A 25,215-nucleotide genomic window follows, 5' to 3' on the forward strand; every position below is an offset into this window, starting at 1 on the left:
TCAATGTCAGCGACACGATCGGGATCGGCTCCGAACGCCGAAAACCCGGCCCAACGGAGACTTCAGACGCTTTCGGTCATGATCGCGCGGTGGCCGATGTCTGAACGCCAAAATCCCTCGTCCCATTCGACGGCTTCGACGACCTCATAGGCGCGGCGCGCGGCTTCCTTCACGCTGGCACCGGTGGCGGTGACGTTGAGGACACGTCCCCCGACGGCGAGCAGCCGGTCGCCATCGCGTTGCGTCCCGGCCTGGAAGATACGAGTCGTTGCACTCGCCGCTGGCAAATGGCGGATCGCGGTGCCCTTGGCATGGGCGCCCGGATAGCCCTCCGAAGCCATGACCACGGTCAGGGCCCGCTCTTCCGACCATTGCGGCACGACGGCCGAGACGTCGCCCTTGGCGGCGGCGAGAAGAATCGGCAGCAGATCGCTTTCCAGCCGCATCATCAGCACCTGGCATTCCGGATCGCCGAAGCGGACATTGTATTCGATCAGCTTGGGACCGGACTCCGTCAGCATCAGCCCGGCATATAGAATGCCCTGGAACGGGGCTCCGGCCGCCTTCATCCCGGCGAGCGTTGGCTCGACGATCTCGCGCATCGCCCGGCGCACCATCGCATCGTTCATCGGCAGCGCCGGCGAATAGGCGCCCATGCCGCCTGTGTTCGGGCCGCGGTCACGGTCGAAGGCGCGCTTGTGATCCTGCGCCGTGCCGAAGAACAGCGCCCGCTCGCCATCGCAGATGCAAAACAGGCTCGCCTCCTCGCCCTCGAGGAACTCCTCGATGACGACCTCCGCGCCCGGCCCGCCGAAATCGCCCTCGAAGCAGGCGTCGATGGCCGCAAGCGCGTCCTGACGCGTTTCGGCCACGGTGACGCCCTTGCCGGCGGCAAGCCCGTCCGCCTTGATCACGATCGGCAGGCCGCCAGCGCCGACATAGTCGCGCGCGGCGGCCACGTCGTCGAAGCGACAGTAGCGCGCCGTCGGAATGTCGTGGAGGGTGCACAGATCCTTGGTGAAGCCCTTCGAGCCCTCGAGCCGCGCCGCGGCGGCGGAGGGGCCGAACACCGGAATACCGGCGGCGGCAAGGCTATCGCCGAGGCCGGCGACGAGCGGCACTTCGGGACCGACGATTACAAGGCCGATCGCATTGGAGCGACAGAACGCCACGACGGCCGCTTGATCCAAGATGTCGAGTTCGACGGTCTCGGCGTGCTCGGCGATGCCGGGATTGCCCGGCGCGGCGTAGAGGCGCCCAAGATCGGGCGATTGCGCGAGTTTCCAGGCAATCGCGTGTTCGCGGCCACCGCCGCCGATGAGAAGAACGTTGATCGTCATGGCTTCGCCCCTGTCAGCGCATTTCTGCCGCCCAGGCCGGCCGACCGCTGCCGATTACGGGGGCGCAACGGCCGCGGTCAAGTTCGGCGCGGCGAATCTTAAGCGTTGATAAAGCGGAAAACCCTTGACTGCGGCCTTTCGGCCATCAATCTCGGTGCCATGTCGAATCTGAAAGGAAGCCTCGCGGACCAAATCGACCGCGTGGCGGATGCACCGTCCAACAATTGGGTCTACCGCACGTTGCCGCGCGGCCTCTGGCCCTATGCGCAGTTGGCGCGCTGGGACCGTCCGATCGGCTGGCAATTGCTGCTGTGGCCGTGCTGGTGGGCGGCGGCGCTGGCGCCGCAGGCGGTGCAGACGGGGGCCGTTCACACCGGCCTTCCCAGCCTCTGGCAGCTCTTCCTCTTTTTGGTCGGTGCGATCGCCATGCGCGGCGCGGGGTGTACCTATAACGACCTCGTCGACGAGACGATCGATACGCTCGTCGCACGCACCCGGTCGCGTCCGCTGCCCTCCGGCCGGGTTTCGCGCCTCCAGGCCAAGCTGTTTCTCGTCGTCCAGGCGCTGGTCGGGTTCCTGGTACTGATCCAGTTCAACCTGTTCGCGGTCCTGCTCGGGGTCGCCTCGCTCGGCGTGGTGGCGATCTATCCATTCCTGAAGCGCTTCACCGACTGGCCGCAGTTGGGGCTCGGCCTCGCCTTTTCCTGGGGCGCGCTGATGGGATGGGCGGCGTATTGGGGCACGCTGTCGCTCGCTGCCGGCCTGCTTTACGCCGGCAGCATTCTCTGGACTATCGGCTACGACACGATCTACGCGCATCAGGACAAGGAAGACGACGCGCTGGTCGGCGTCCGTTCCACGGCCCGGCTGTTCGGCGAGCGAACCAGACTGGCGCTGACAATTCTCTATCTCGGAGCAATCGCCCTGTTCGCTGGCGCCTTCGTGCTGACCGGCTATGGCACGGGGGGCGGACCCGAATGGCCCGCCTATGCCGGCCTTGCCGCCGGCGCCTTCCAGATGATCTGGCAGATCCGCACCCTCGACATCGAGGATGCGGACCAGTGCCTGAGGCTGTTCAAGTCGAACACGGTGTTCGGCTGGATCATCTTCTTCGGCTTGATCTTCTCGTCCCTGTGGGCGCTGTCCTTCCCGCTGGCGGGAATCTGACGCCCACCGCCCGGCGCTACTGACGGGCGATGATTTCCTCTCCGGCAACCACCATGCGCATCCCGAGCCCACCGGGCTTGCGACGCGCCAGGAAGCGCGGCCGGCGCTGGCGGTTGGGCGACCGGCGACGCGGCGCCGGCGCGGCAGCCCGGATGTGCCCGAGCGTCTCTTCAAGCGTGCGCAACGCGCCATCCGCCTCGATCATCAGCATCGGCAGGTTGAACAGTTCCGCCCATCCCCGCCAGTCGGCGGCGACATCGTAGAGGTCGCTGGCAACCAAGAGCGGCACCGTGCAGCGCGGATCGCTGTGATGCAGCTCAAGCGTCACCGTCACCTCGCCGTTGCCGTCTTCCATGGCGCGGGCCGCGACACCCCGAAAGGCGCGTGGCGGCAGCGCGATCGAAACCGGCAATCCGGATTTCTCCAGGCGCCGATGGACGACGGCCCCGCGGCGGTCGACCTTGTAGGTAATCAATTCCCCGTCCTCGACCATTTCGATCGTCTGGCGACGATCGCAAGCAGCCGGGTCAAGGCGGACCGGGACGTTCGCCCATTCGGGCTTGGTCGCGAGTGGGTTCGGAGCAATGCTCATGAAATGACGCCTTCTGCCTCTCCTGAGAGCCGATGTTTCGGTCTCTCGTTCGGGCCGATGTAATCCCGGCCTTCGATAAGGATGACAGTAGGGGCGCCGCCTTGAAGTCGCGCTAAGAAAGTCGGTTAAGTCTTCATGACGGAAAAGACGGTTAGCAAGTCGAAAACTTGAATCAAGTCTAAACGAGCTTGCCGGGATTTAAGATGTTGTCAGGATCGAAGGCGGCCTTGGCCCGCCGCATCAGGTCGATCTCGACGCCCTCTTTGGTCCGGGCGAGCTCGTCGCGCTTCAGCTGGCCGATGCCGTGCTCGGCGGAAAAGCTGCCGTCCAGGGTGCGGACGATCCCGTGGACGAGATCGCTCATCTCGTGCCAGCGGGCCAGAAAGGCATCCTTGTCGGCCCCGACGGGCTGCGAGATGTTGTAATGGATATTGCCGTCACCGAGATGGCCGAACGCCACGATCCGCGCCTGCGGTATCGCCCCGAGCACCGCCTTGTCGGCGGCCTGAAGAAATTCCGGGATAAGGGCGACCGGCACGGACACATCATGCTTGATGGATCCGCCCTCGGGCCGCTGCGCCCAACTCAATTCCTCGCGCATGATCCAGAAGCTGTTCGCTTCGGCGAGCGATTTGGCGATCGCCGCATCGGCGACGACATGGCTCTCGAATCCGGCCTCGAGGATTCCCTCCAATGTCTCGCGCGCGTCGCCCTGCGAGCGGCCGGAGGAGATTTCCATGAGAACGTACCAGGGGTGCGGCGCCTCCAGCGGGTCGCGGGAACCGATCGTATGGCGGAGCGTGAACTCCATGCCGAGGCGCGGAATCAATTCGAAGGCGGTGAGCTGCGCTCCCGCCCGTCGCTCCGCCAATTGCAGCAGCGTCAGGGCGGCTTCAGGCGACGCCAGCCCGACATAGGCGACTTCGCGGCCGGCGGGCTTGGGGAACAGCTTGAGCACGGCGGCGGTAATGATCCCCAGCGTCCCCTCCGACCCGATCAGCAAATTGCGAAGATCGTAGCCGCGGTTGTCCTTCTTCAGGCGTCGCAGCCCGTGCAGAACCTCGCCCGACGGCAGCACCGCCTCGATGCCGAGGCAGAGCTCGCGGGCGTTGCCATAGGCCAGAACGCCGGTTCCGCCGGCATTCGAGGCGAGATTGCCACCGATCTGGCAGGAGCCTTCCGAGCCGAGCGACAGCGGAAACAACAGGTCCGCCTCGTCCGCGGCCTCCTGGATTCGCTTCAGGACGACGCCCGCCTCGACGGTCGCCGTGCGGCCGATCGGGTCGACATCGCGGATACGATCGAGCCGCGACAGGCTGACCAGAACCTCGGATTGCGAGCGGGGTGATTGTCCGCCGACAAGGCCGGTATTGCCGCCCTGGGGCACGATCGGCGTCCGCGTCTCGCTGGCGAGGCGCATGATCGCGGCAACCTCCTCGACATTGCCTGGCCGCAGCACCAATCCCGCGCGGCCATGAAACAGGTCGCGCGGCTCGTTGAAGTAGGCCTCCATCATGTCGGCATCCCGCAGGGCGTTGGCGGAACCGACAATGGCCGCGAAACGGGCCAGGAGGACGGCAGGGATTTTCGGATCGGTCTCTTGCATAAGATCGAGACATAGAAGGCCGGCGACGATCCGTCGAGCCGGCTGTCATTCGCGGCGTCAGTCCCGCGGCGCGGCGGCGCGGCGAAGCCGGTCGTTGATCGCCTCGCCCAGCCCCTCTTGCGGGATCGGCGCCACGGCGATGCGCGCGATCTCCGGCCGGTCGAAGCGGGCCAGCGCCGCGAACAGATTCGCCGCCGCCTCGCGCAGATCGCCGGACGGGCTGAGATTGACGATCTCGGCCGCCCCATCCGCGCCGGGCACAGGCGCATCACCAAAGGCAATCAGATAGTCCCCCGGCTCCACCTGAGTCACGTCGAGCCGGACCGAGCCGTGCGGCGCGTAATGGGACCGAAGCTGGCCGGGCGCCTCGATGCCCGAACCCGCGTCCGGCGCGACGACGGCGAGCCCGGTCGCTTCGTGTAAGGCCTCTCGACCGACAAGGCCGGCGCGCAGGAGCACCAGGCGGCCCCGCTCCAGCTTGACGATGGTCGATTCCAGGCCGAGCTCCGACGGACCCGCGTCGAGGATCATTTCGATCCGACCGCCGAGGCCACGCATCACCTGACCCGCGCTGGTGGCGCTGACCCGCCCCGAAGGATTGGCGCTCGGCGCGGCGAGCGGGCGGCCGAGGCGCGCGATGATGTCGCCGGCGATTCCCTTCGGCTGACGCAGCGCGATGGTGGCAAGGCCGCCGGTCGTCAGAGGATGAACTGGCGTTCCCTCCGCCTGCGGCAGGACGATCGTCAGCGGCCCGGGCCAGAACCGCTCCGCCAGCGCCCGCGCCATGTCGTCGAAGACGGCCAGGCGTGCCGCCATGTCGCGGTCGCTGACGTGACAGATGAGCGGGTTGAAGCGGGGACGGCCTTTGGCCTCGAATATCCGTGCGACGGCCTCGCCATTGGTGGCGTCGCCCGCCAGCCCATAGACGGTCTCGGTCGGCAGGCCCACAAGGCCGCCGCCGCGAAGGCAGGCGACCGTGCGCTCGACAGCGTCGTCGCTTTCGGCCGGAAGGCAGGTCGTCTCGATCGCACCGGCACGAGCTTCGCCCAAACAGACCGAAGCGACATCGGGGGCAGCGCGTTCAGACGTCATGGCCGGCTTCCAAACGAGACCTCATGCGGCCCCAAATGTGGAGCAGCCCGAAAATAAAAAAAGCAGTGGCTTTCGCCACTGCCCTTTAGGGTTCTTACTGGAACTGCAGGCGGCTCGCCAGAACTTAGTTGGCGGGCTTGTCGCTCTCCGGAGCCGGCTGGACGTCGATCGTCGGAACCTCGATCGTCTTTTCTTCCGTGCCGACGTCGATATCGCCCGTCGTGACATCTGCCTTGGGCAGCTGACCGCCTTCGACGCTAACTTCCGGCAACGCGCCTTCCTCGGTCACATCCACATTGATCATCGTGAAGGCGAACCAGACCACGATCAAAAGGACGATGATACCGACGACCCAGCCAATTGTTTTATTCACTTGAAGCACCCGTACTCTAGCATGTTGGCGTAATTGTTCGGGTCTGAAACGGTTGTCTTGAGCTTTGGTTCCACGTTGATCCGATAAAATTTTGCTGAACGCCTAAAAAAGAGAAGAGCGCGGGATCAGCGCGTCGCTTCGAACGCCGCGTCGATGCGGCGGGCGGGAATGTCGAGCCCGGCAAAGCGTTGCCCAGCACCGGGTAGAGCGACGCGCGGCCCGCGGTCGCCGCCCTCGGCGCCCAGCTGCGACAGAATTCGCGCCGGCATCGGCAGGGCACCGGCCTTCTTGGCCGCTTCCGCCGCTTTGACGATTTCGGCGAAACGCGAGCGCTGACGGAAATCCAACCCCGCACTTTCGTCGTCGCCCTTGATCGGCCGTGCCTCTTCCCGGCGCGTCGCCGCTTCCGCGCGGCCGATGAACAGCCGGTCGACTTCGTTGGCGGCGTAGGCAACCGTCTCTTGCAGCGCGGCGAGATGGGTCTGGAACTCGCGAACGGCCTCACCCGACGGCTCCTCGGCCGGGGCGACGGCGTCTGCCACAAGCGCCGGCTTGTCAGCCTTCGTTGCGCCACGGGCGACGTTGGTCAGGAGTTTCAGCGGGTCCAGCCGCGCGTGCTGCTCAGCGGGGCCATAGGCGGCGACCAGCGGGCTCGTCGTCGGCTTGGCACCAGGCTTGGGCGGGGTCGTCGCGTCGGCTTCCGTCGCGACAGCAACCTTGGCCACCTCCGCCTTGGTCGTCTCGTCCAGCGAGGCGATCATCATCGCCGGATCGTCGGCATCCGGCGCCCGCTCGATCAGCTCGTTGAACGGCCAGGCCGCCTGGAGGCCGGCGACGTCCATCGTCGAAACATTGACGTCGATATCGGTCTTGGCGCCCTTCACGCGGTACGGGCAGCTACGGCTGTCGCAATTGTGCATCGAGGAGAACTGCCACAGGGCATAGCTCGGCCAAGTCTCCTCTGGAAACTTGCCGGTGATATCGTCGCGGTAGCGGGCATACCAGAGCGGCAGACGCGACAGCAGCGGATATTGCGCCCGCTGGGCGGAGATCGCCTTGGCGGTCGAGCCGTTGGTGTAGAGCACGGGATAGCGGCCGGTACGGATCTTGATCTGGTCGGCAAAGATCTCGGCGTCGGCGAGGCTCATCCACTCCTCGGAATTGTCCTCGATGTCGAGCGCGATCAGATCGTCCCCGGCCGGCTCGGCGAAATCGACAAAATGGTCGGCCTGCTCGCGCGGATTTCCGGGACGACCGAGATGATAGGCGCCCCAGAGGAGCCCCTTCATCTTCGCCATCTCGCGGCGGGTCATATAGAGTTCCTTGGTGACGGAATATTTCCACCAGCGGTTCTTGCACAGCTTGTAGTCGTCGCCGTCGGCCTTGCCGCAGCTCCACGCCGGCGGCAGGCCGTCGGAGGCCTTGTTGATGAAGCCGGCGATGCGCTTGTCCGAGGTCAGTTCCTGCCAGTTGATCGGGTTGAACTCGTAGGCATCGATCACAAGCGCCTTGTCGTCCGATTTCCACGGAGCTTTCCATTCGGCATGAGCCGAACTGCTGATCAACAGCGTGCCCGCGACGATGGCGCAGGCAAATTTCACGGCAGCCGTCGTAACGGCGCTGAGCTTCATCATTCGCTGGTTTCCCCTCGAAGTCGCTCGAAGTCTGGTTTCGGGACGGCCCCCTGAACCCGAAGGTTCAAATCCGTCCCAAGCGGCTGAGCGCAGCTATCCCCTTCAAATCTGGCGGGTTCCGGGCAAAGCCGATCACGAAATGTTTCAGTCAGGCGTTCAGGAAGCCACAGTAAAGGCAAGACCTGACGATTTTACCACAAAGTCCCGGAAACCCTCAACTTTGAGTTAATTTTTGGTTAACGCTGCCCACTCCATCGAGCCTCGAAACACGGGGATGTGATCGCGTCGCCTGCCCCGGTAAAGGCGTTCGGGTTGAATGAAGCGCCGAATGTGGCGCCTTACCCGCTCAGCCAGCGATCTTGCCGAAATCGGCGACCTTGCGCGTCGCGGCGCGGATGCGGGCGAGCAGCGTCAGCCGGTTGGCTCGCACGGCCTCGTCCTCGGCGTTGACCAGCACCTTGTCGAAAAAGGCGTCGACGGGAATGCGCAAGTTCGCGAGCGCGGCCATGGCGTGTTCGTAATTCTCGCCCGCCAGCGCCTCTTCCAACTCCATCTCGGCCCGGTCGACGGCGCCGGCCAGCACCTTCTCCTCGTGCTCGCTCAACAGGTCGAGATCGACGGCGTCTGCGATACGGGTGCCCTTCTTCTCCTCGGCGGCGAGAATGTTCGCCGCGCGACGGGTACCGGCGAGGAGATTCTTGCCGTCCTCCGAGTCGAGGAATTGGCCCAGCGCCTCGACGCGGCGGGTGATGTCCAGGAGATCGTCATTCGGCGCGGCGCCCTCGCCCCCCGACAGCACGGCATCGACAAGATCGTGACGCGCGCCCTGGTCGCGGAGTTGGACCTTCAAGCGATCGTGGAAGAAGGAGAGGAGGTCGTCAGTCTGATTAAAACTGCCTACGGCTCCATGCGCTTGCGAAATATACCGCAGCCCATCTTTCAGTTTCTGCTTTAAGTCGACCCCATCGATATGGTCGTTCATTACATCGAAAGATAACGTTGTAAGCGCGCCTAGAGGCAGGGAATGAGCGTTTTCCACCACCATCCGGATGACGCCCAGCGCCGCCCTTCTGAGCGCATAAGGGTCCTTGGACCCCGTCGGTTTCTCACCAATCGCCCAAAAGCCGACCAGCATGTCGAGCTTGTCGGCCAGCGCCACGCAGATCGCCACCGGGTCGGATGGCACCGTGTCCGTCGGCCCTATCGGCTTGTAGTGCTCCTCGATCGCCGCCTGCACCGACGGATGCTCGCCCTGCAGTGCCGCGTAATAGCGGCCCATCAGCCCCTGCAGCTCGGGAAACTCGCCAACCGCCTCGGTGGTCAGATCGGCCTTGGCCAACACCGCCGCGCGTTTTGCCAGCGCCGCCAGTTCGTCGGCCGAAACCGCCTCGCCGCCGAACCTCGCCCCCTCGGGATAGACCGTCCGCGCGATTTCCTCGGCCAGTGTCGCGATGCGGGCGACCCGCTCGCCCTGCGTGCCCAGCTTGGCGTGGAAGGTCACGCCCAGCGCATCGAGCTTGGCCATGCGCTGGTCGAGCGGCTTTGCCAGATCGAGGTCGAATTTTTCGGCCGACGCCTCGAGGCTCTCCAGGTCGGGCAAATCGGCCTGGTCGGTCTGCCAGAAATACAGCGCGTCCGACAGCCGCGCCCGCACCACCTTGCCGTTGCCGCTGGCGATCGCCGCGCCGCCGTCGCTCGCCTCGATATTGGAAACGAGGACGAAATGGTTGGAGAGTTTGCCGTTGCCGCCGCCATGCGGCCGCAGCACGAAACACTTCTGGTTGGCCTTGATGGTCGAGCGGATGATTTCCGGCGGAATCTCGAGAAAGTCCGGCTCGAATTCGCCCATCAGCGTCACCGGCCATTCGACCAGTCCCGACACCTCTTCCAGCAGCCCGTCGTCCGGCACCACTTCGAGGCCCTTGGCGAAGGCGAGGTTTTCCGCGTCGTGGCGGATCATGTCCTTGCGCCGCTCGGCGTCGAGCACGACGAAGGCCTTTTCGAGCTTCGCCGCGTAATCGTCGAAGCGGCGAACGGAGAATTCCTCCGGCGCGTGAAACCGATGACCGCGCGTCGTGTTGCCGGCCTTGATGCCGTCGACGTCAAAATCGACGATCACCGGCTCCTCGGTCTCCGGACCGAAGGTGCACAGGATCGATTGCAGCGGCCGCACCCAGCGCAAGGAACCCGGCTCGCGCGAGGCGGCGCCCCAGCGCATGGATTTCGGCCAGGGAAAGCCCTTGATGATGCCCGGCATCGCGTCGGCGATGATCGCCTCGGCCGGCCGTCCGGGCTTTTTGATCGTCGCGACGTAAAAATCGCCCTTCTTCGGGTCCGAACGAATCTCCGCATCGTCGATCGAGGCGAGCCCCGCGCCGCGCAGGAACCCTTCGATGGCCTTTGGCGGCGCGTCGGTGCGCGGTCCCTTGCGCTCCTCGGCGACGTCCTTCGAGCGCGCGTCGACGCCGCGAATGTCGAGGGTCAGGCGCCGCGGCGTCCAATATTCCCGCGCGCCCTCATAGGTCAGCCCGGCGTCGACCAGCGCATCGGCGACCAGCTTTTTCAGATCGCCCGCCGCCTTGCGCTGCATGCGGGCGGGAATCTCTTCGGAGCGCAGTTCAAGCAGAAGGTCGGGCATCAGTGTCTCTCCGCCCGCATGCCATTCGCCTGGTTGCGCTTCCTCGCGCCGATGGCGCTGCGGGAGCGCGGGCGGGCGAGAATCTCTTCGGAGCGCAGTTCAAGCAGAAGGTCGGGCATGGCTCGGCATTTCTCCACCCTCCCCTCGATGGGGAGGGTCGGCGCGTCAGCGCCGGGGTGGGATGGAATGAACAGTCGAGAGCCCTCCACCCGCCGTGGCGTCTGTCCTCGGGCTTGCCGAAGGCAAGACCCGGGGGCGGCGACCTCCCCACCAAGGGGAGGTTGGGAGCATGATCATCGATCGTCCCGCATTTGGCGACGCTCTTCGACCACGGCAAAGATCGTGTCAAGGACGGCATCCCGTTCAAGCCGGACCTCGTCGTTCCAGAAGCGCAGCACCCGGTAGCCTTGCGAGCCGAGCCAGTCCTCGCGTTGCCGGTCCTTGGCCTGGCTGGCGTGCCAGCGTCGACTTGCCGGCGCCGGGGCTGCCGACGATCATCACCGAGCGACCGATGGCTGGCACGCGTCCCTCCCCGACAGCGTTCTCACTGATGCGATCGAAACCCAGTTCCGGCCGCCGATCAACCGGCGATCGGATCGCCCCAATGGGGGAGGGTCGAACAAGGATCCTGCCCGATCCTCGACGATCCACGTCAGGACGTTCCGGGTTTCGGCCGCGGGCGCTTCTTGCCGAGAACTTTCGGCTTGGCCGGTTCCTCCCCGGGTGGCAAATGCCGCCGCTCGTCGACCACGGCACGGATGGATTCGAGCACCGCGGCGGAATCGGCGCGGACCGTATTATTAGCGAAGCGCACGACCAGATAGCCGCACTCGCCGAGCCAGCGGTCACGCGCGGCGTCCCTAGCCTGCCGGTCGGCGCGCGCATGCTGGGCGCCGTCGACCTCGATGATGAGGCGCAGGCGATGGGAGACGAAGTCGGCGAGGTAAGGGCCGATCACCACCTGCCGATGGAAATGGCCGCCCTCACCCGGGATCGCGCGGATACCGCGCCAGAGGTGCTCCTCCAGCGCGGTTGTCTGCGCGGCGATGGCGCGGCGCGCGCGATGCGCCTTCGCCTCGAGGCGGGTCATCGCCATCACTGCGACGCCCGACGCGCCTCAGATCGCACCGCTCAGCGTATCGCAGGCGCCGAAATCGCCGCTATCGAAGCCGCGCCGGAACCACTCCTGGCGCTGCGCCGACGTGCCATGGGTGAAGCTGTCCGGCACCACGGTGCCCTGGCTGCGCTTTTGCAGCGTGTCGTCGCCGATCTGCTGGGCGGCGTTCAGCGCCTCGTCGATATCGCCGGCCTCCAGATATCCGGCTTGCTGACTGCCATTCGCCCAAATGCCGGCATAGCAATCGGCCTGCAACTCCACCCGCACCGACATGGCGTTCGCGTCCGACTCGCTCATGCGCGAGCGCGCCTGGTTGAACTTCGGCAAGACACCGGTGAGGTTCTGGATGTGGTGGCCGACCTCGTGGGCGATAACATAGGCTTGGGCGAAATCGCCCGGCGCGCCGAGCTGGTTGCGCAGTTGGTCGAAGAAGCCGAGATCGATATAGAGCTTGGAATCGGACGGGCAGTAGAATGGCCCGGTCGCCGCGCCGGCGATGCCGCAGGCCGAATCGACCCGGTCGGTGAACAAGACGAGGGTCGGCGCCGGATAGGTTTCGCCCGCCTCCTGGAAGCGCTGGGTCCAAACATCCTCGGTGTCGGCAAGGACGGTCGCGACGAAATCATCGGTCGTGTCGGCGGTGCCTGCGACGCCCGGGCCGGTGCGCTGGCTGGTCTGATAGCTGCTGCCGCCGCCATCCGCCATGCCGAGAAGCTGCAATGGGTTGATCCCGAAGCCGAGCCACAGCACCGCCGCCACGATGAGCAGGCCGATGGTGCCGCCGCCCCCGGCCCGTATCGGCAGCCGCAAGCCCCCGCCACCGCGCCGGCCGAAGCCGCCGCCAGAGCCCCGCCTGTCCTCGATATTGCTCGACTGTCTGCGTCCGCGCCACTGCATCGCGACCTCTCGTGATTGAAAAGCTTCTCCGTATGACAGGGGGAAATAAGCCGTCCGGTGGAAAAGCAAATGCGATGTCGCATCCGGTGACACGGATACAGCGTTGGACCGAAAGATTATTATGGTGTATTAACGTGCATATCTATTTTACCTGAATGGATGACAAACATGTCGAAGCCTTTGCCGAAACCGGTGGTTTCCCTCGATCAAGCGCAAACGCAGATCATCCGCTACGGTGACGCGCTGGATCGGAGCCCGGAACTCCTACGCCGCGTGTCTTTCACCCGCTCCTGGTACGCCCTGCGCGATGGCGAAACCTGGCGCTTCGCACCCAGCAAGTTTCTTCGCCGGCAATTCGAAAGGGCTGAGGACTATCTCGCAGTCAAAGGTCATCCGGACGCTGAACCGGACGGCGATCGAACCGAAAAGATGCTCAGGCAATGGTTCGCCGTCGTGCCACCGGACACGCGACTGGCGAGCGAGGTGACCGTGGCTCTGGAGGCATTTCTCGCAGCCTACGGAAAGCGAAGACGGGAAGAAGACCGGATCAATGTTCTGCATGACGAGTTTGAACAAATCCGACCCGGCGTACTCCGCCGCGCCGATGATGACAGAGCCGGCCGCATTGTCTCGGATCCCGCCATCTGCGGAGGGCGGCCGACGATTCGCGGCACGCGCGTGTGTGTTACCGATATCCTCGAAATGCTGGCCTCGGGAGCGGCACGCGGGGATATTCTAAGAGATTTCGACTATCTCTCGGAGAAGGATATCGACGCGGCGCTGGGCTATGCCGCCGGAATGATCGACCACCGCGTCATCCGAGCGGCCTAGTCGTGCGTTTCCTGGTGGATGCGCAGTTGCCCCCCGGCTTGGCTGATTACCTGCGGGAGGCTGGACACGAAGCCGATCATGTCAATCGAATCGGCCTTGGCGCTTCCGACGATCGCTTGATTTGGGATCACGCGTGCCATACCAGAGCGGTCCTGATCACTAAGGACGCTGATTTCCTCAGCCTGGCCAACGACGAGGAGCCCGGTGCTCCCGTCGTTTGGGTGAGATTGGGAAACGTAAGCAATCCGGTCTTGCGCCACGTCTTCGAGGCTGCCTTGCCGGAACTGGTCGCGGCGCTGGACGCCGGAGAGCGAATTGTCGAGATCCGGTAGCCGTCAGGCGGCCGCGGACAGTGCCCCGCCCGCGTCGGTCAGCAAGAACGCCTCGCCGCAGGCCTTGGCGAGGGTGCGGACGCGCAGGATGTAGCTCTGGCGCTCGGTGACCGAAATGACGCCGCGCGCGTCGAGCAGATTGAAGACGTGGGAGGCCTTGATGCACTGGTCGTAGGCCGGCAGCACACAGCGATGCAGTGCGCCCGGATCGCTCGGCGCCCCCGCCTTCAGGAGCGCCAGGCATTCGGCCTCGGCATCGTCGAAATGCTTGAGCAACATCGCCGTGTCGGCGAACTCGAAATTGTAGCGCGAATATTCCTGCTCGGCCTGTAGGAAGACGTCGCCATAGCTGACCTTTTCCTCGCCCTCGCGGCCGTTGAAATTGAGGTCGTAGACGTTGTCGACATTCTGCACATACATGGCGAGACGTTCCAGGCCATAGGTCAGTTCGCCCGCCACCGGCGCGCATTCGATGCCGCAGACCTGCTGGAAATAAGTGAACTGCGACACCTCCATGCCGTCGCACCAGCACTCCCAGCCGAGGCCCCAGGCGCCCAGCGTCGGGCTTTCCCAATCGTCCTCGACGAAGCGGATGTCGTGCAGCAGCGGGTCGATGCCGATCGCGGCGAGCGAGCCGAGATAGAGCTCCTGCAGGTTCGACGGGTTCGGCTTCAGGATCACCTGATACTGGTAATAATGCTGCAACCGGTTGGGGTTCTCGCCGTAACGCCCGTCCTTGGGCCGCCGCGACGGCTGGACATAGGCCGCGTTCCATCGCTTCGGCCCGAGCGCGCGCAGCGTCGTCGCCGGATGGAAGGTACCGGCGCCGACCTCCATGTCGTAGGGTTGCAGCACCACGCAGCCATAGTCGGCCCAGTAGCGGTGGAGCGTCAGGATCAGCGCCTGGAAGGAGCGGCGCGGGTCCATGTGGGAGGGCGTGTCTGACATGATAGGAGCGGTCCGGATTGGGGCCCGCGGGCGATCGCGGCGGGCGGAAACGATTGCCCGCGAGTTGCCACGCGGGCACGAGGCCGGTCAAGGTTTGGGTGGGCCGCGTCTCGGTGCGCCTGACCCGGACAGGGAATCCCGACACTAGCGTTTCCCGGGGGACGGTAGATCGGAGAGGTCGCCCAAGCCGGCTACGGACCCTTCTTCTCTTTCCGATTGATCAGGACAGCCTGCTGCCAACGGCCGGGCGCCTTGTCGGTGCGGTGAATGCACCCCGCCCAGCAGCAGGGCCGCTTCTTGCCCTCCAACAGTTCCTCACGGGTTCGCTCGATGCGTCGCCGGCGCGTTTTCGGCTGTTTCGCGTCCTCGACCCAGCAGATGAACTCGTTGCGACCGAGCGGCGTCAGGCTTTCCCACAGCGCGAGGATTTGCGGATCCGACCGCAGCGCCGCCTGAAGATCTTCTCCTGCGTCATGGACGGTGCCATGGGAAAAGGGGTTTGCCACGAGACCTCCCGGCGCGTCGCCCCGACTGGCGAGTTCGCCAATCCGCGGAACCATGGCGCAAGCTTGCCCACTGGATAAAAGAATGTCCACGATGGAGCGCGGGCATTCCGGGGAATCTGCAACAGAATTATGCATTCTGTTTCAGATTTGGAGAATACGAGGCCCTTCAAGAATTTCGCCAAAATGGCCATATGAAGTTTTGTTGTAGGACGACCTCCCCCCGTAAAGGGTAGAACTGCCGGGACGGCCCGGTTTGTCGCAATAGAGGGGAGTCCCATGCGATCGACCAGCGACCGAGTTCGCCACGCGCTCAGTTTCGAAGTCATCGGCTTGATGATTGTTACGCCGCTTGGCGCTTGGGCTTTTCACCTTCCCACCTCGCAGATCGGTGTCGTGGCTCTTATCGGGGCGACAATCGCAACGCTTTGGAATTACGCCTACAACCTCGGGTTCGACCACATGATGTGGCGCTTTTACGGGCGAACTTCTAAGAGTCCGTTTCGAAACTCACTGCGGCGGGTTCAAAGGCCCCTCGGATGGTCGCTCCGCAATGACATGATACCCGATTTCCGCGGGTTTGGGCGTCCCGGGTGAACCATGGAGGCTGGTCGTGGCAGGGTTTCGAAACGGCCTCTAAGAGTCCGTTTCGAAACTCACTGCGGCGGGTTCAAAGGCCCCTCGGATGGTCGCTCCGCAATGACATGATACCCGATTTCCGCGGGTTTGGGCGTCCCGGGTGAACCATGGAGGCTGGTCTTGGCAGGGTTTCGAAACGGCCTCTAAGACGTTGAAATTGCGGGTAGTTCATGCATTCGCCTTCGAGGCGGGATTGCTCGTTTGGGTGCTTCCTCTGTTCGCTTGGTATCTTGGCGTCGGGTTATTTCAGGCGTTCCTGATGGACGTGAGTTTCGCACTTTTCTACCTCGTTTACGCGTTCGTTTTTAACTGGGCATACGACAAGATTTTCCCACTTCCCGAGTGGAATCAGGCCGCCGAAGGGTCGATTTAAAAACTTGTGATCCGCTCAGAACTGAAACAGAATCACTGTATTCTGTTTCAAATCGCGGACCCCCGCTCGCGGCCATGCCTGGCGAGGTCCTCAACCGCCCAAACTGAACCGGATCAGAGTCGACATCCCGTCGGCCGCCGCGGTCAAAGCAGGCTTTTTGTCTCCGATCACGCGGGACGCCCGCTCAATCCTTCTTGATGCGATAAATCCCGTCGTCGCCGCGCACCAGCGTGCCTTGCGCGCCGGTCTTCATTTCGGATTCGGCGCGGCGATTGCGCTCAGCCAGACGATCGGCGTCCCGCTTCATCTGCTTGTAGCCAAACAAGGCGGCGGCCCCGACGAGGCCAAGAAGAAGAAACTGCGGCATCTTCGACCATTCTCCTGAAGGTCCGGCGATTATGCGCTGAGGCGCGCGCCTCGGCAATAGAAAGGAACCGCGCGCCCCGCGGTTCCCGCCCGTTTCAAAGCCCGAAGCGAGCCCACAGGGCGCGCTCCTCGGCGGTGCTCAATATTTCCGAAGCGAAGCCGGCGCCGATCGAGGCCAGCCCGGCGCCCGCGACCATGTCGGCGCGAATGCCCGGCTGCTTGCGGCCGAACAGGCTGCGGCTCGCCTGGATCAATACCGGTTTGACCTTGTCGCCGAAGCGGGCGCGCAAGGTGCCGCGCAGGTCGCCGATCTGATCGACAAGGCCGAGGTCGCGCCCGCGCAGTCCCGACCAGAACAGGCCGGAAAACAGGTCGTCGTCTTCGACCAGCCTAGCGCCGCGACTTTGCTTGACCAGATCGATGAAGGTCTGGTGGACCTCGCGTTGCAGCGCCTTCAGATGTTCGACGTCCTCGGCTTTTTCCGGCTGGAACGGGTCGAGCGTCGCCTTGCTGGTGCCGGCGGTATGCACCCGGCGTTCGATGCCGAGCTTGGCGATCGCCTCGACGAAGCCGAAGGAGCCGGAGACGACGCCGATCGAGCCGACGATGGAGGAAGGGTCGGCGATGATTTCGTCGCCGGCGCAGGCGATCATGTAGCCGCCGGACGCCGCGACATCTTCGACGAACACGAGAACCCGCTTGCCCTTCTCCTCGGCGAGATCGCGAATCCGCTGATGGATCAGCCGCGACTGTACCGGCGAGCCGCCGGGCGAATTGACGACGATCGCCACCGCGGGCGCCTTCTTGTAATCGAAGGCCTTCTGCAGGACCGGCGCGGCGGTTGCCAGCGACAGCGTCGGCCGCAGCGCGCTCTGCGAGGTCATGATCGCACCCGACAGCCGAACCACGGGGATCACGGTGGCATCGGAGCGGAAGCGCTTGGGAAGGATTTTCTGGAGGGGATTCGCCAACGGAAGGCCTTTGTTGCTGGGACAAGATCAGGCTTGGCATGTAAGCGCGATCGGCCGGTTCGCAACGCGCCGACCGCGCGTTCCGTCGAATCAGCAATCGAGCGCGATATCCGCCGTGCCCGCCGCGATCGCCTCGGCGAAGGGCTCCAACCCGCCGTCGGGCGCATGCAGCGTGCGGCCGGGCAGCACCGCGAGGGGTACGCGTGATCCCTTGCGCCCGGCAACCATCAGGCGAATCGCCGGCGCCGCGGAGCGTGAATGAATGGGCAACACGCGAATCCCGCCGAGCCGGCCTTCGCTCGCCTGTAGCATCGCGGGCAGCGCGTCCGGCCGCACGATGGCCGTGAACCGACCGCCATGGCCGAGCAGGGCGGCACAGGCGCGCACCCAGCGCGGCAGGAAGTCGGCGTCTGTGGCAATGAGGGCCTCGGCGCGCAACGGGTCGGGCGAGGCGCGGTGGCCGTGCGGATAGAACGGCGGATTGGTGAGAACATGCTGAAACGCGCCGTCGCAAAGGCCGGCGGCCTCACGACCGGCACGACCCGCGAGGATGTCCGCCGCGACGACGCGCACGCGATTTTGATGAGCCACGTTCTCCGGCAAGGTCAGTCCCCGTCGTGCAAGGTCGGCCATGGCCGCGCTCTTCTCGACCAGCGTCACCTCGACCCGTTCGGCCCGGCAGGCCGCGGCGAGGCCGACCACCCCTGCCCCGGCGCCGATATCGGCAACACTGCCCGTCGCCGATTCGGGCAGCGTCGCGGCCAGAAGCATCGCGTCGAGACCCGACCGGTAGCCGCCGCGCGCCGGCTGCAGCACCACGAACCGGCCACGATAAAACGCGTCGCGGCGAACCTGCGACGGGTCCGTGTCGTCGGCGGTGGATGCCCGATCAGGACAGTTCATGGCCGAGTTCGGCGTCTTTGAGGATTCTGCGGGCCTGGTCGAGGTGATCTGGGTCGACCAGAACGCGGCGCGGCAGCACGCCGATCGACCCATCGAGAATACTCATGTGGACATCGGCGACAAAATGCGGAATGTCCGCGTCATTCAGGAGAGCGTCGACAAAGGATATGAGAACGGCGTCATTGGAACGCATGAGTTCTTGCATGATGTGAACCGCTTCGAAAAAAGGGGCGACCGATGCCGGGGAAAGGTGGGGCCGCATGCGGGCCGACCGGGATATAGGTGCCCGAATTGCGCCGGTCATAGCAAGGGCTGGGGCGAAACCGACGCGCGTTCTCCCGGCGTGGCGGGGTCGAGGCCTTTATATCGGCGGCGCCGACGCCATCTTCGGGATCGATGTTCGGCAACACCCTCGCGGCCCGCGAGGGAAACCAACGGAGTGACATGGTGAGCTTGGCCAGCCCCGTCGGGCGAACTGATACCCGCGGTTCGATCGAACCGATCCTCGCGGTCACGGCGTCCGACATGACCCGCGTCAACGAGTTGATCCTTTCGATGGCCGGCTCGAATGTCGAGCTGATTCCAGAGATCGCCGAGCACCTGATCTCCTCTGGCGGCAAGCGGCTGCGGCCGATGCTGACGATCGCGTCGGCGCTGGCGCATGGCTATGACGGCGACGCGCATGTGAAACTCGCCGCGAGCGTCGAGTTCATGCACACGGCGACGCTGCTCCATGACGATGTCGTCGACGAAAGCGATCTCAGGCGGGGCAAGAAGACCGCCCGTACGATCTGGGGCAATCAGGCCAGCGTTCTCGTCGGCGATTTCCTGCTCGGCCAGGCCTTCAAGATGATGGTCGAGGTCGGCTCGCTCGCCGCGCTCGACATTTTGTCCACGGCGTCGGCTGTCATCGCCGAGGGCGAGGTCTGGCAGCTTTCGGCGGCCAAACACATGACGACGAGCGAGGCCGACTATCTCGCGGTCGTCGACGCCAAGACCGCGGCGCTGTTCTCCGCCGCGGCGGAGGTCGGCCCGGTCGTTGCCGGGGCCGGCATGGCCGAGCGCGAGGCGATGCGCCGCTATGGACGCAACCTCGGCCTCGCCTTCCAGCTGGTCGACGATGTGCTCGACTACGATGGATCCGCCACCGATCTCGGCAAGAACACCGGCGACGATTTTCGCGAAGGCAAGATCACCCTGCCGGTGATTCTCGCCTACCAGGCGGGTGACGAGACGGAGCGGGCCTTTTGGCGCGACGCCATGGAGGGCGGTCGCAACGACGACGAGGCGCTTCGGCAGGCCAAGGGGCTGATTCGCGCGCATGGCGCACTGGAAGCGACGATCGCCCGGGCCCGGCTCTACGGCGAGGCGGCACACGAAGCCGCGACCTCGCTGCCGGCCTCGCCAAGCCGCGAGGCGCTTCTCGGCGTCGTCGCGTTCTGCATCGACCGTGTCAATTGATACGGGCGAGCCGCCATTGCCCACCGCCGTCGCGCGGGCCGCAATCCCGACAATCTCTCGGTGCAACACCGTATTGACCCTGCATTCGCGACCGTCGCGGCTTCACCTCGGTAAGCCGCTGGACTAAGGTCAGCCAGGATTTCGGCAAGAAGTCGCCGCGCTTCATCACCGGTCGGCGTGGCCCGGAAAGAGGATTTTACGTGCAGACATCGCGCTTTCTGACATTGCTGACAGCAACCGCCCTCTTCGCCGCCACGGCGGCTCCCGCCGCGCGAGCCGCCGGCGATGGAGCGAAGGCGAAACCGGCCTTGGCCCAGGCCCAGTCGCTTTCGGGCGCCTATCTCGCCGCCAAATCGGCACAACGCGACGGCGATCTCGAGGCCGCCACCGATTTCTTCGCGCAAGCCCTGTCGATGGACCCGACCTCCGACCTGTTGCAGCAGGACGCAATGTTCGCCTTTATCGCCGACGGGCGCTTCAAGGACGGCGTCGACATGGCCGCGAAGCTGCGCGCCGCGCCGGAGGCCAGCAAGGTCGCGCGCATCGCGCTGGGTATCGATGCCCTGAGCAAGGGCAATTTCGATGCCGCCATCGCCGAATTCGATCTGCCCAAGCCGAGCGATCTCGATGCCCTGCTGATCGGCCAGCTGATCGCCTGGTCCGAGCTTGGCGCCGGGCGGACCGACGCGGCATTGTCGCGACTCGACACGCTCACGGGGGCGCCCTGGTTCGCGATCTTCAACGATTACCAGAAGGGCCTCCTCGCGGATGTCGCCGGGCGTCCGGACGTTGCACGCATCGCGCTTCGCAAGGTCGTCGATGACGAGGAATCGGCCCGGACCTCGCCGGACGCCTATCTCGCCGCCGCCGAAGCGCTGGCGCGGCTGGAGACTCGCGCCAGCAACACCGACGCCGCGCTTCAGGCGATCGAGGCCGGGCTGAAACTCGTGCCGACCTACGACCCATTGCTGCATCTGAAAGAACGCGTCGAGAAGGGCGAGACGATCGAGCCCGCCGTCGCGAGTGTTCAGGAAGGCGCCGCCGAAACGCTCTACATTCTCGGGCAGGCGATCAATCGCGGCGACGGCCAGCAGGTCGCGCTCCTGTATTTCCAGTTGGCCCGCGCCGTCGCGCCGCGCAATCCGGCGCTGCTGACCGCCCTTGCCGGGATCGCCGAGCGCTCCGAACGGCTGGATCTGGCGATTTCCTATTATCGGGAAATCCCGGAAAACTCGGCCTATCGGCGCACCGCGGAACTGCAGATCGGTCTCGATCTTTGGTATGCCGAGCGCAAGGACGAGGCCAAGGCCCATCTGACGCGGGCCGTGCGCGACTATCCGGACGACATCAAGGCCCATACCGCGCTCGCCGACGTGCTTGCCGCCGACAAGGAATTCAAGGGGGCCGCCGACGCCTTGAACAAGGCGATCGCCCTTTCCGAACCCGGAAAGACGGTGAACTGGAACCTCTATTACCAGCGCGGCATCGCCTTTGAACGGACCAAGCAATGGGACAAGGCCGAGCCCGACTTCAAGACGGCGCTCGAACTTTCGCCGAACCAGCCGCAGGTCCTGAACTATCTCGGCTATTCCTGGGTCGACATGAACGAGAACCTGAAAGAGGGCCTCGACATGATCAAGAAGGCCGTCGAGTTGCGCCCCAATGACGGCTACATCATCGATTCGCTCGGCTGGGCCTATTTCCGCCTCGGCCGTTTTGAAGAGGCGGTCGAGCAACTCGAACGCGCGGTGCTGATCACGCCGATGGACCCGACCATCAACGACCATCTCGGCGACGCCTATTGGCGGGTCGGCCGCGCGCGGGAGGCCAGGTTCCAGTGGGAGCGCGCCCTCGTCGGCGAGCCGAAGCCGGAGCAGGAGGCCGCCAAGACCATCCGCGCCAAGCTCGCCCGGGGTCTCGATCCGACGGACGTGAAAGCGAAGGCACCCGCCGACGGTGCGGCAACGGACGTCGAGCGGGCGGCCCGCAACAGTTCCTCTGGCGGTCCGATCAAGGCGCCCGGCTCCGACACCAAGGCCGATTGAGCCCGAGCGGCGGGTTCTTGCCTCCTCTCGCCATACCGCCGACCCGGCTGCTCGCCCCAGCGAAGATCAACCTGGCCCTGCATGTCGTCGGCCGCCGCGCCGACGGCTACCACTGCCTGGAAAGCCTGGTCGTTTTCGCCGCCGATACCGGCGACAGCATCACGGTCGCGCCATCTCCAGATGCGCTAGATCGACTGGAGGTCGGCGGCCCCTTCGCCGTCGACGTGCCGGTCGGCGCCGACAACATTCTGCTGCGCGCCGCCAGTTTCGCCAGAACATTGCTAGCCGAACGGGATTTGGCGCTGCCGCCGCTGGCGATCCACCTCGACAAGCAGCTTCCGGTCGCCGCCGGCATCGGCGGCGGATCGGCGGATGCGGCGGCGCTTCTTCGGATGATCGCGGATCGTGTGCCCGATGCGGCGGAGCGCCTCACCCGCGAATCGATCGCGCTCGGCGCCGACGTGCCGATGTGCCTCGACGGGCGGGCCGCGCTGGTTACCGGGATCGGCGAAACCGTGTCGCCGCTGGCGGTTCTTCCTCCCCTGCCCCTGCTGATGGTCAACCCGCGCGAGCCGGTGTCGACCGCCGCGGTGTTCGCGAAGCTGCCACGTTGCGACAACCCGGCCTTGCCCCCGTTGCCGCCGGGCGGATTCCCCGATATTGCGGCACTCGCCACATGGCTTTCGCAGACCCGCAACGATCTGGAGCCGACGGCGGTGGACATGGTCCCGACGATCGACGCCGTGCGCGAACGGCTTATCGCCGAAGGTGCCCGCTTCGCCCGCATATCCGGCTCCGGCGCGACGGTCTTCGGCCTCTTCGAGGACGCGGGACACATGCGGCGGGCGCGAAGCCGGATCAAAGCCGCCTATCCTGAATGGTGGGTGTCGGGACCGAACTGAGATGAGGATTTGCGCGACATGAGCACGGACAAACCCTTCATTCCTCTGTCGATCGCGGTCCTGACCGTGTCCGATACGCGGTCCATCGACGACGACAAGTCCGGCTCCGTGCTCGTCGCGCGGCTTGAAGAGGCCGGCCATCGTCTCGCCGACCGCAAAATCGTCCGCGACGAGATCGAGGAAATCCGCAACGTCGTCACCGCTTGGTGCGAACGCGACGACGTCGACGTCGTCATCACCACCGGCGGCACGGGTTTCACCGGCCGCGACGTCACGCCGGAGGCTCTGGAGCCGCTGTTCGAAAAGCGCATGGATGGCTTTTCCGCCGTCTTCCACCGGATTTCCTACGACAAGATCGGCGTCTCGACGATCCAATCCCGCGCCACTGGCGGAGTCGTCGCCGCCACCTTCGTCTTCGCCCTGCCCGGCTCGCCGGGCGCCTGTCGCGACGGATGGGACCATATTCTCAAGGCGCAGCTCGACTACCGGCACAAGCCATGCAACTTCGTCGAGATCATGCCCCGACTCGACGAACATCTGCGCCGTGGCGGCGGCGGCAACGCCTGAGAGCTATTTTGTCTTGAGCGCTGGCCTGATCTCCACCGCCAGACGCTCGACCGCCACGCCCTTGGCGACCTCCTCCAGATTGAAGGCGAGCCTGGAGAGGCCGATCGCCTGTGGCTTTTGCACAAGGAAGCCCTCGGCGAGCGCGGTGCGAATCTGCCGGAACCGCTGCAGGAAGCTCGGCCGGTCCATCCGCGCTCGGCGAAAACGCGCCGTCGCGATCTTCGCCGTTCCGCGCGCCACATCCTCGCCGTGGTCCGTTACGGCGCCGATCCATCCTGGCATCAGCCGGGCGCCGGGCTCCATCAGCAGCAGCCAATCCCCCTTGGCCGTCTCGATCGCCACGCGGAACTCCTCCTCCGCGACCACCCGGCAGCCGGCGTGATCGGCGACCTTGCGCGCCGCAGGCCCCATTCCCCGATCGACCAGCACGACCTCGCGAACGACGCCCTCGACCGCGCCCGGGATAAGCGTGGCGAGACTCGCCGCAAGCTGTCTGTCGTCCGGTCCGCAGTCCATCAACACGCTGAGCATATCCCCGCTTAGCCGAGCCTGCCCCCAAAAACCAGCGGTGGAACTTTTTTGTTCTTGTATTGTTCTCATTTCCGAATTAGGACTCTATTCATACATCGAACGAGCGAGCCGGAAGGTTCCGACCATGCAGGACATCAAGAGCGCCGATCGCGCGGCTTTCGCCGCCCCTGACGGCATAGATATCGCCAATCACATCGTCGCCGAATCGGGTCTGCGGATCGGCTTCGAGCGGCGGCGCGGGCGTGGCGCGGGGATCAATCCGAGCGGCCGTTACGAGCCCTTCGCGCGCAGCGCCGTCGACGACGGGTGGAACAGTCTCGACGAACTTCCGGCGTTCAAGACCGACGTCCAGGTCGAAAAACCCAAGACGATCATCACCCGCAACAGTTCGCCCGACATCTCGTTCGACCGTTCGGTGAATCCGTATCGGGGTTGCGAGCACGGCTGCGTCAATTGTTTCGCGCGGCCGACCCACGCCTATATGGGGCTCTCCGCCGGGCTGGACTTCGAATCCAGGCTGTTTGCCAAGCCGAATGCCGCCGAGCTTCTGGAAAGAGAGCTTTCCAAGCCAGGCTACGAGGTGAAATCCATCGCCATCGGCACCAATACCGACCCCTATCAGCCGGTCGAGAAGACCTGGCGGATCATGCGCGAAATTCTCGAAGTGCTGGAAGCCGCCAACCATCCCGTCGGGATCGTCACCAAGTCCGCCCTCGTCCTGCGCGACATCGACATTCTCCAACGCATGGCGGCGAAGGGATTGGCGAAGGTCGCCCTGTCGGTGACCACTCTCGACCGGACCCTTGCCAGGGCGATGGAGCCGCGCGCGGCGACGCCGGCCAAGCGGCTCGAGGCGGTCAAGGCGCTCAGCGAGGCTGGCATTCCGACGATGGTGATGATGGCGCCGATCATTCCCGGCCTGACCGATTCGGAGATCGAGCGGGTGCTCGAATCGGCCAGCACGGCCGGCGCGCGTGAGGTCGGCTACGTGCTCTTGCGCCTGCCGCTCGAAGTCTCGCCGCTATTCAAGGAATGGCTGCTGCGCCATTACCCCAATCGCTACCGGCACGTCTTGGCGCTGCTGCGTTCGATGCGTGACGGCAAGGACTACGACGCCGAGTGGAACAAGCGGATGCGCGGCACCGGACCCTATGCATTCCAGATTCGGCGACGCTTCGAAATGACGGCCCGGCGGTTGGGTCTCAACGAAACGCGCACCGAACTCAGATGCGACCGGTTCACGCCGCCGAAGGGGGCCGGCGTCCAACTGGCGCTGCTCTGATCCCACCCCGGGGAGACTTTTCCCCGCTCGATCGTCTGGCCGCCAGCCCCTCGCGGTCCGGCGCACTCGCCGGTTCTTCCCCCCGGAACGCGGCGAGACTTGTGG

At 65.1% G+C, this 25,215-nt stretch carries 25 protein-coding genes and 2 pseudogenes; 10 read left to right on the top strand and 17 right to left on the bottom strand.

Annotated elements, in window-relative coordinates; translation table 11 throughout:
* Positions 1-62: 62 nt before the first annotated feature.
* On the bottom strand, positions 63-1,334 hold the full coding sequence (gene purD / locus VQ044_RS00335) for a phosphoribosylamine--glycine ligase (RefSeq protein ID WP_327645140.1): 1,272 nt from the start codon (positions 1,332-1,334) through the stop codon (positions 63-65).
* 165 nt (positions 1,335-1,499) lie between these two features.
* Between purD and ubiA the strand changes: the two genes are divergently transcribed.
* Complete coding sequence (ubiA, locus tag VQ044_RS00340) at positions 1,500-2,507, top strand: 4-hydroxybenzoate octaprenyltransferase (protein ID WP_327644965.1); 1,008 nt, start codon at positions 1,500-1,502, stop codon at positions 2,505-2,507.
* Between the two features lie 16 nt (positions 2,508-2,523).
* Here the strand turns inward: ubiA and VQ044_RS00345 are convergent, their stop codons facing one another.
* The 9 genes and pseudogenes from VQ044_RS00345 to ypfJ all read right to left on the bottom strand — a co-directional run bounded on the left by VQ044_RS00345 (position 2,524) and on the right by ypfJ (position 12,456).
* Complete coding sequence (locus tag VQ044_RS00345) at positions 2,524-3,099, bottom strand: DUF6101 family protein (RefSeq protein ID WP_327622353.1); 576 nt, start codon at positions 3,097-3,099, stop codon at positions 2,524-2,526.
* 178 nt (positions 3,100-3,277) lie between these two features.
* The gene (locus VQ044_RS00350) at positions 3,278-4,705 is read right to left on the bottom strand and encodes an FAD-binding oxidoreductase (RefSeq protein WP_327644966.1); all 1,428 of its coding nucleotides are present in this window, start codon (positions 4,703-4,705) and stop codon (positions 3,278-3,280) included.
* Positions 4,706-4,762: 57 nt separating this feature from the next.
* Positions 4,763-5,797 (bottom strand): L-threonylcarbamoyladenylate synthase, encoded by a 1,035-nt coding sequence (locus VQ044_RS00355; protein ID WP_327644967.1) that lies wholly within the window; start codon positions 5,795-5,797, stop codon positions 4,763-4,765.
* A gap of 124 nt (positions 5,798-5,921) precedes the next feature.
* On the bottom strand, positions 5,922-6,170 hold the full coding sequence (locus tag VQ044_RS00360) for a hypothetical protein (protein ID WP_327644968.1): 249 nt from the start codon (positions 6,168-6,170) through the stop codon (positions 5,922-5,924).
* A 125-nt stretch (positions 6,171-6,295) separates the two neighbouring features.
* Positions 6,296-7,804 (bottom strand): glycoside hydrolase family 25 protein, encoded by a 1,509-nt coding sequence (locus tag VQ044_RS00365; RefSeq protein WP_327644969.1) that lies wholly within the window; start codon positions 7,802-7,804, stop codon positions 6,296-6,298.
* 346 nt (positions 7,805-8,150) lie between these two features.
* Complete coding sequence (glyS, locus tag VQ044_RS00370; RefSeq protein WP_327644970.1) at positions 8,151-10,442, bottom strand: glycine--tRNA ligase subunit beta; 2,292 nt, start codon at positions 10,440-10,442, stop codon at positions 8,151-8,153.
* Between the two features lie 293 nt (positions 10,443-10,735).
* Positions 10,736-10,885 (bottom strand): annotated as a pseudogene (locus VQ044_RS00375) (DUF559 domain-containing protein); the annotation flags it as partial.
* 209 nt (positions 10,886-11,094) lie between these two features.
* Positions 11,095-11,538, bottom strand: a complete 444-nt coding sequence (locus VQ044_RS00380; RefSeq protein ID WP_327644972.1) for an endonuclease domain-containing protein — start codon at positions 11,536-11,538, stop codon at positions 11,095-11,097.
* 21 nt (positions 11,539-11,559) lie between these two features.
* Positions 11,560-12,456, bottom strand: a complete 897-nt coding sequence (gene ypfJ, locus VQ044_RS00385) for a KPN_02809 family neutral zinc metallopeptidase (RefSeq protein ID WP_327622360.1) — start codon at positions 12,454-12,456, stop codon at positions 11,560-11,562.
* Positions 12,457-12,624: 168 nt separating this feature from the next.
* Between ypfJ and VQ044_RS00390 the strand changes: the two genes are divergently transcribed.
* The gene (locus VQ044_RS00390) at positions 12,625-13,287 is read left to right on the top strand and encodes a DUF433 domain-containing protein (RefSeq protein WP_327644974.1); all 663 of its coding nucleotides are present in this window, start codon (positions 12,625-12,627) and stop codon (positions 13,285-13,287) included.
* 2 nt (positions 13,288-13,289) lie between these two features.
* Positions 13,290-13,619, top strand: a complete 330-nt coding sequence (locus VQ044_RS00395) for a DUF5615 family PIN-like protein (RefSeq protein ID WP_327644976.1) — start codon at positions 13,290-13,292, stop codon at positions 13,617-13,619.
* A 3-nt stretch (positions 13,620-13,622) separates the two neighbouring features.
* Here the strand turns inward: VQ044_RS00395 and VQ044_RS00400 are convergent, their stop codons facing one another.
* Together VQ044_RS00400 and VQ044_RS00405 are read right to left on the bottom strand one after the other, a co-directional pair.
* Positions 13,623-14,567 (bottom strand): glycine--tRNA ligase subunit alpha, encoded by a 945-nt coding sequence (locus VQ044_RS00400; protein ID WP_327644978.1) that lies wholly within the window; start codon positions 14,565-14,567, stop codon positions 13,623-13,625.
* 191 nt (positions 14,568-14,758) lie between these two features.
* Positions 14,759-15,073 (bottom strand): YdeI/OmpD-associated family protein, encoded by a 315-nt coding sequence (locus VQ044_RS00405; RefSeq protein WP_327644979.1) that lies wholly within the window; start codon positions 15,071-15,073, stop codon positions 14,759-14,761.
* 333 nt (positions 15,074-15,406) lie between these two features.
* Here VQ044_RS00405 and VQ044_RS25605 point away from each other — a divergent pair, with 333 nt between their 5' ends.
* Together VQ044_RS25605 and VQ044_RS00415 are read left to right on the top strand one after the other, a co-directional pair.
* The gene (locus tag VQ044_RS25605; protein ID WP_442873793.1) at positions 15,407-15,667 is read left to right on the top strand and encodes a chlorhexidine efflux transporter; all 261 of its coding nucleotides are present in this window, start codon (positions 15,407-15,409) and stop codon (positions 15,665-15,667) included.
* 175 nt (positions 15,668-15,842) lie between these two features.
* Positions 15,843-16,082: pseudogene (locus VQ044_RS00415) on the top strand (PACE efflux transporter); the annotation flags it as partial.
* A 184-nt stretch (positions 16,083-16,266) separates the two neighbouring features.
* Here the strand turns inward: VQ044_RS00415 and VQ044_RS00420 are convergent.
* From VQ044_RS00420 to VQ044_RS00435, 4 genes are all read right to left on the bottom strand, one after another.
* On the bottom strand, positions 16,267-16,449 hold the full coding sequence (locus VQ044_RS00420) for a hypothetical protein (RefSeq protein ID WP_327644982.1): 183 nt from the start codon (positions 16,447-16,449) through the stop codon (positions 16,267-16,269).
* Positions 16,450-16,543: 94 nt separating this feature from the next.
* Positions 16,544-17,419 (bottom strand): S49 family peptidase, encoded by an 876-nt coding sequence (locus VQ044_RS00425; RefSeq protein WP_327622363.1) that lies wholly within the window; start codon positions 17,417-17,419, stop codon positions 16,544-16,546.
* 90 nt (positions 17,420-17,509) lie between these two features.
* Positions 17,510-18,322 carry a tRNA1(Val) (adenine(37)-N6)-methyltransferase gene (locus VQ044_RS00430; protein ID WP_327644984.1) on the bottom strand — a complete coding sequence of 271 codons (813 nt, stop codon included), beginning with the start codon at positions 18,320-18,322 and terminating at the stop codon, positions 17,510-17,512.
* Complete coding sequence (locus VQ044_RS00435; RefSeq protein ID WP_327622365.1) at positions 18,309-18,527, bottom strand: putative signal transducing protein; 219 nt, start codon at positions 18,525-18,527, stop codon at positions 18,309-18,311. The genes VQ044_RS00430 and VQ044_RS00435 overlap by 14 nt, the downstream gene beginning before the upstream one ends.
* 320 nt (positions 18,528-18,847) lie before the next feature.
* Here VQ044_RS00435 and VQ044_RS00440 point away from each other — a divergent pair, with 320 nt between their 5' ends.
* From VQ044_RS00440 to moaB, 4 genes are all read left to right on the top strand, one after another.
* The gene (locus VQ044_RS00440; RefSeq protein WP_442872839.1) at positions 18,848-19,783 is read left to right on the top strand and encodes a polyprenyl synthetase family protein; all 936 of its coding nucleotides are present in this window, start codon (positions 18,848-18,850) and stop codon (positions 19,781-19,783) included.
* Between the two features lie 200 nt (positions 19,784-19,983).
* The gene (locus VQ044_RS00445) at positions 19,984-21,828 is read left to right on the top strand and encodes a tetratricopeptide repeat protein (RefSeq protein ID WP_327644987.1); all 1,845 of its coding nucleotides are present in this window, start codon (positions 19,984-19,986) and stop codon (positions 21,826-21,828) included.
* Positions 21,829-21,845: 17 nt separating this feature from the next.
* Positions 21,846-22,730: a 4-(cytidine 5'-diphospho)-2-C-methyl-D-erythritol kinase gene (locus VQ044_RS00450; protein ID WP_327644988.1), complete on the top strand. Its 885-nt coding sequence runs from the start codon at positions 21,846-21,848 to the stop codon at positions 22,728-22,730.
* An 18-nt stretch (positions 22,731-22,748) separates the two neighbouring features.
* Entirely contained in the window at positions 22,749-23,297 is a 549-nt protein-coding gene (gene moaB, locus VQ044_RS00455) for a molybdenum cofactor biosynthesis protein B (RefSeq protein WP_327622370.1), read from the top strand.
* Between the two features lie 3 nt (positions 23,298-23,300).
* On the opposite strand, the gene VQ044_RS00460 is transcribed toward moaB, so the two are convergent.
* Positions 23,301-23,813 carry a glycosyl transferase family 2 gene (locus VQ044_RS00460; protein WP_327622479.1) on the bottom strand — a complete coding sequence of 171 codons (513 nt, stop codon included), beginning with the start codon at positions 23,811-23,813 and terminating at the stop codon, positions 23,301-23,303.
* 139 nt (positions 23,814-23,952) lie between these two features.
* Between VQ044_RS00460 and VQ044_RS00465 the strand changes: the two genes are divergently transcribed.
* On the top strand, positions 23,953-25,110 hold the full coding sequence (locus VQ044_RS00465) for a PA0069 family radical SAM protein (protein WP_327644989.1): 1,158 nt from the start codon (positions 23,953-23,955) through the stop codon (positions 25,108-25,110).
* Positions 25,111-25,215: the final 105 nt, after the last annotated feature.

The organism is Aurantimonas sp. C2-5-R2 (assembly GCF_036549495.1).
GTDB classification, from domain to species: domain Bacteria; phylum Pseudomonadota; class Alphaproteobacteria; order Rhizobiales; family Rhizobiaceae; genus Aurantimonas; species Aurantimonas coralicida_A.

Excerpts from the sequence above, each read along its gene's own strand:
- VQ044_RS00465 (WP_327644989.1), top strand. The coding sequence starts at position 23,953 with ATGCAGGACATCAAGAGCGCCGATCGCGCGGCTTTCGCCGCCCCTGAC.
- ypfJ (WP_327622360.1), bottom strand. The coding sequence starts at position 12,456 with ATGCAGTGGCGCGGACGCAGACAGTCGAGCAATATCGAGGACAGGCGG.
- VQ044_RS00420 (WP_327644982.1), bottom strand. The coding sequence starts at position 16,449 with ATGCCGCAGTTTCTTCTTCTTGGCCTCGTCGGGGCCGCCGCCTTGTTT.
- VQ044_RS00390 (WP_327644974.1), top strand. The coding sequence starts at position 12,625 with ATGTCGAAGCCTTTGCCGAAACCGGTGGTTTCCCTCGATCAAGCGCAA.
- glyS (WP_327644970.1), bottom strand. The coding sequence starts at position 10,442 with ATGCCCGACCTTCTGCTTGAACTGCGCTCCGAAGAGATTCCCGCCCGC.
- moaB (WP_327622370.1), top strand. The coding sequence starts at position 22,749 with ATGAGCACGGACAAACCCTTCATTCCTCTGTCGATCGCGGTCCTGACC.
- VQ044_RS00440 (WP_442872839.1), top strand. The coding sequence starts at position 18,848 with ATGACCCGCGTCAACGAGTTGATCCTTTCGATGGCCGGCTCGAATGTC.
- VQ044_RS00380 (WP_327644972.1), bottom strand. The coding sequence starts at position 11,538 with ATGGCGATGACCCGCCTCGAGGCGAAGGCGCATCGCGCGCGCCGCGCC.
- VQ044_RS00400 (WP_327644978.1), bottom strand. The coding sequence starts at position 14,567 with ATGTCAGACACGCCCTCCCACATGGACCCGCGCCGCTCCTTCCAGGCG.
- VQ044_RS00460 (WP_327622479.1), bottom strand. The coding sequence starts at position 23,813 with ATGGACTGCGGACCGGACGACAGACAGCTTGCGGCGAGTCTCGCCACG.
- VQ044_RS00435 (WP_327622365.1), bottom strand. The coding sequence starts at position 18,527 with ATGCAAGAACTCATGCGTTCCAATGACGCCGTTCTCATATCCTTTGTC.
- ubiA (WP_327644965.1), top strand. The coding sequence starts at position 1,500 with ATGTCGAATCTGAAAGGAAGCCTCGCGGACCAAATCGACCGCGTGGCG.
- VQ044_RS00350 (WP_327644966.1), bottom strand. The coding sequence starts at position 4,705 with ATGCAAGAGACCGATCCGAAAATCCCTGCCGTCCTCCTGGCCCGTTTC.
- VQ044_RS25605 (WP_442873793.1), top strand. The coding sequence starts at position 15,407 with ATGATTGTTACGCCGCTTGGCGCTTGGGCTTTTCACCTTCCCACCTCG.
- VQ044_RS00430 (WP_327644984.1), bottom strand. The coding sequence starts at position 18,322 with ATGAACTGTCCTGATCGGGCATCCACCGCCGACGACACGGACCCGTCG.
- VQ044_RS00355 (WP_327644967.1), bottom strand. The coding sequence starts at position 5,797 with ATGACGTCTGAACGCGCTGCCCCCGATGTCGCTTCGGTCTGTTTGGGC.
- VQ044_RS00345 (WP_327622353.1), bottom strand. The coding sequence starts at position 3,099 with ATGAGCATTGCTCCGAACCCACTCGCGACCAAGCCCGAATGGGCGAAC.
- VQ044_RS00365 (WP_327644969.1), bottom strand. The coding sequence starts at position 7,804 with ATGATGAAGCTCAGCGCCGTTACGACGGCTGCCGTGAAATTTGCCTGC.